The sequence below is a fragment of the Acetivibrio mesophilus genome, from assembly GCF_004102745.1.
In the GTDB taxonomy this organism is placed as follows: Bacteria; Bacillota; Clostridia; order Acetivibrionales; family Acetivibrionaceae; genus Hungateiclostridium; species Hungateiclostridium mesophilum.
In genome coordinates this window covers 1-2,322 of record NZ_RLII01000072.1, presented here as the reverse complement: position 1 = coordinate 2,322, position 2,322 = coordinate 1, and the positions used below count along the sequence as shown (strand labels likewise).

Here is a 2,322-nt window from a genome sequence, read left to right as displayed (position 1 = left end):
TGTATAGCGTATTTTCACATTTTCACCCCCAATCGAAAAAAATAAAATATCTATATAAAAGGGTATCAAGCCGATTCGGCAAGATAACCCCTGATAGCTTCAATAAACCTGCTTCCATACTTTTCTAACTTGGCATGACCAACACCAGAAACATTTTTCATTGCTTCCAAATCAACTGGTAACTTTGAAACCATATCTTTTAAACTGGTATCATGGAAAATAATATAAGGTGGTAACTTTTCCGCTTTGGCTATTTCTCTTCTAAGTGCAACAAGCTTTTGAAACAGTAAATCAGGTGAAATGTCCAAAAACTCTGGAACTGCTTCACTCAATGGCTCTGTTTTCTCAACTTCCTGTAAATTATCTGTAACCTTATCAACAAATAACTTTTCTTCAACTGGTAAAACCTTAATGGAAACATTGCCGGAATCTTCAATAACAGCAACTTTTCCAGTAGAAGAAACATCCGACAACTCAATTGAAAATCCCGAAATATTCAAATGTAAACTTCCTGATGCACCTTTTGAATCAATAACCAACTTCATAAAATCAACCTCCAACCTTATAAATCAATCCTTACTTTTAAATAAACCAATCAGCCAAAAAGTGAAACGGAAGTAATGGGCATAATACCCATACTTCCTGCAATATCTACGCTTCAAACTGCTTCACCTTCTTCTATATCTTCCATAGGAGTAATAACAATACGTCCTTTTTCAACTTCAATCTTGATATTCATACCTACATGAAACCCCATACGCTCCAAATAAGCACCCTGCAACTTAATCTGTGGAGTATCGGCAGTATCAAGCCATGGGGTATGTACATCTGAAAATCTCGTAACCATAAATAACACCTTCCTATAATCAAATAATGCTGTCTCGTGGAACTGAACCGCTCCATAAGCCAGGGCAGAATTTACCGCCATTTCCTGAGCCTGTCAAGAATTTTTTATTTTTTTATCAGGATAAATTTTTATTTGCTATGCCATCCAGAACCAGATAAATTATTTCAGTAAAATATTTCCACACCATGATTTTGTATAGTGATGCCCACACAAAAATAATGAATTTTGTTTTTCCTCTTAAGAATTTTTTCTTTGCTACGAAGCCAAACCAAAGTATAAAAAGCTGTTTTGCTGTATAAAAAGCTGAAATTCTCAAAAGCCGTTCTTCTTTTTTATCCAGCATGGCAGAGCTTTTTATATTTTGGTTTTCTAAAAAGAAAAGAAAAATCTTCGAAGTCAAAAACAAAATTCATTATTTTTGTGGAATGTCACTATACAAAACCATGGCGTGGAAATATTTTACTGAAATAATTTATCTGGTTCTGGAGTCGTAGCAAATAAAAATTTATCCTGATAAAAAAATAAAAAATTCTTGACAGGCTCAGGAAATGGCGGTATTTTGCCTTGTGCTTATGGAGCGGTTCAGTTCCACGAGACAGCATTATTTGATTATAGGAAGGTGTTATTTATGGTTACGAGATTTTCAGATGTACATACCCCATGGCTTGATACTGCCGATACTCCACAGATTAAGTTGCAGGGTGCTTATTTGGAGCGTATGGGGTTTCATGTAGGTATGAATATCAAGATTGAAGTTGAAAAAGGACGTATTGTTATTACTCCTATGGAAGATATAGAAGAAGGTGAAGCGGTTTGAAGCGTAGATATTGCAGGAAGTATGGGTATTATGCCCATTACTTCCGTTTCACTTTTTGGCTGATTGGTTTATTCAAAAGTAAGGATTGATTTATAAGGTTGGAGGTTGATTTTATGAAGTTGGTTATTGATTCAAAGGGTGCATCAGGAAGTTTACATTTGAATATTTCGGGATTTTCAATTGAGTTGTCGGATATTTCGGCTACTGGAAAAGTTGCTGTTATTGAAGATTCTGGCAATGTTTCCATTGAGGTTTTACCATTTGAAGAAAAGGTATTTGTTGATAAGGTTACAGATGATTTACAGGAAGTAGAGCAAGCAGAGCCATTGAGTGAAGCACTTCAAGAGGTTTTGGACATTTCACCTGATTTATTGTTTCAAAGGCTTGTTGCACTTAGAAGAGAAATAGCCAAAGAGGAAAAGTTACCACCTTATATCATTTTCCATGATACCAGTTTAAAAGATATGGTTTCAAAGTTACCAGTTGATTTGGAAGCCATGAAGAATGTTTCCGGTGTTGGTCATGCCAAGCTAGAAAAGTATGGAAGCAGGTTTATTGAAGCTATCAGGGGTTATCTTGCCGAATCGGCTTGATACCCTTTTATATAGATATTTTATTTTTTTCGATTGGGGGTGAAAATGTGAAAATACGCTATACA

At 35.3% G+C, this 2,322-nt stretch carries 4 protein-coding genes; 2 read left to right on the top strand and 2 right to left on the bottom strand.

Annotated elements, in window-relative coordinates; translation table 11 throughout:
- Positions 1-65 precede the first annotated feature (65 nt).
- Entirely contained in the window at positions 66-545 is a 480-nt protein-coding gene (locus EFD62_RS17230) for an HRDC domain-containing protein (RefSeq protein WP_069193089.1), read from the bottom strand.
- Positions 546-658: 113 nt separating this feature from the next.
- The gene (locus EFD62_RS17225) at positions 659-928 is read right to left on the bottom strand and encodes a SymE family type I addiction module toxin (RefSeq protein ID WP_069193090.1); all 270 of its coding nucleotides are present in this window, start codon (positions 926-928) and stop codon (positions 659-661) included.
- Between the two features lie 547 nt (positions 929-1,475).
- On the opposite strand from EFD62_RS17225, the gene EFD62_RS17220 reads away from it, so the two are divergent.
- Together EFD62_RS17220 and EFD62_RS17215 are read left to right on the top strand one after the other, a co-directional pair.
- Positions 1,476-1,664 carry a SymE family type I addiction module toxin gene (locus EFD62_RS17220; protein ID WP_128706588.1) on the top strand — a complete coding sequence of 63 codons (189 nt, stop codon included), beginning with the start codon at positions 1,476-1,478 and terminating at the stop codon, positions 1,662-1,664.
- Positions 1,665-1,777: 113 nt separating this feature from the next.
- A complete protein-coding gene (locus EFD62_RS17215; protein WP_128706587.1) occupies positions 1,778-2,257 on the top strand; it encodes an HRDC domain-containing protein in 480 nt (159 codons plus the stop codon).
- Positions 2,258-2,322 lie beyond the last annotated feature (65 nt).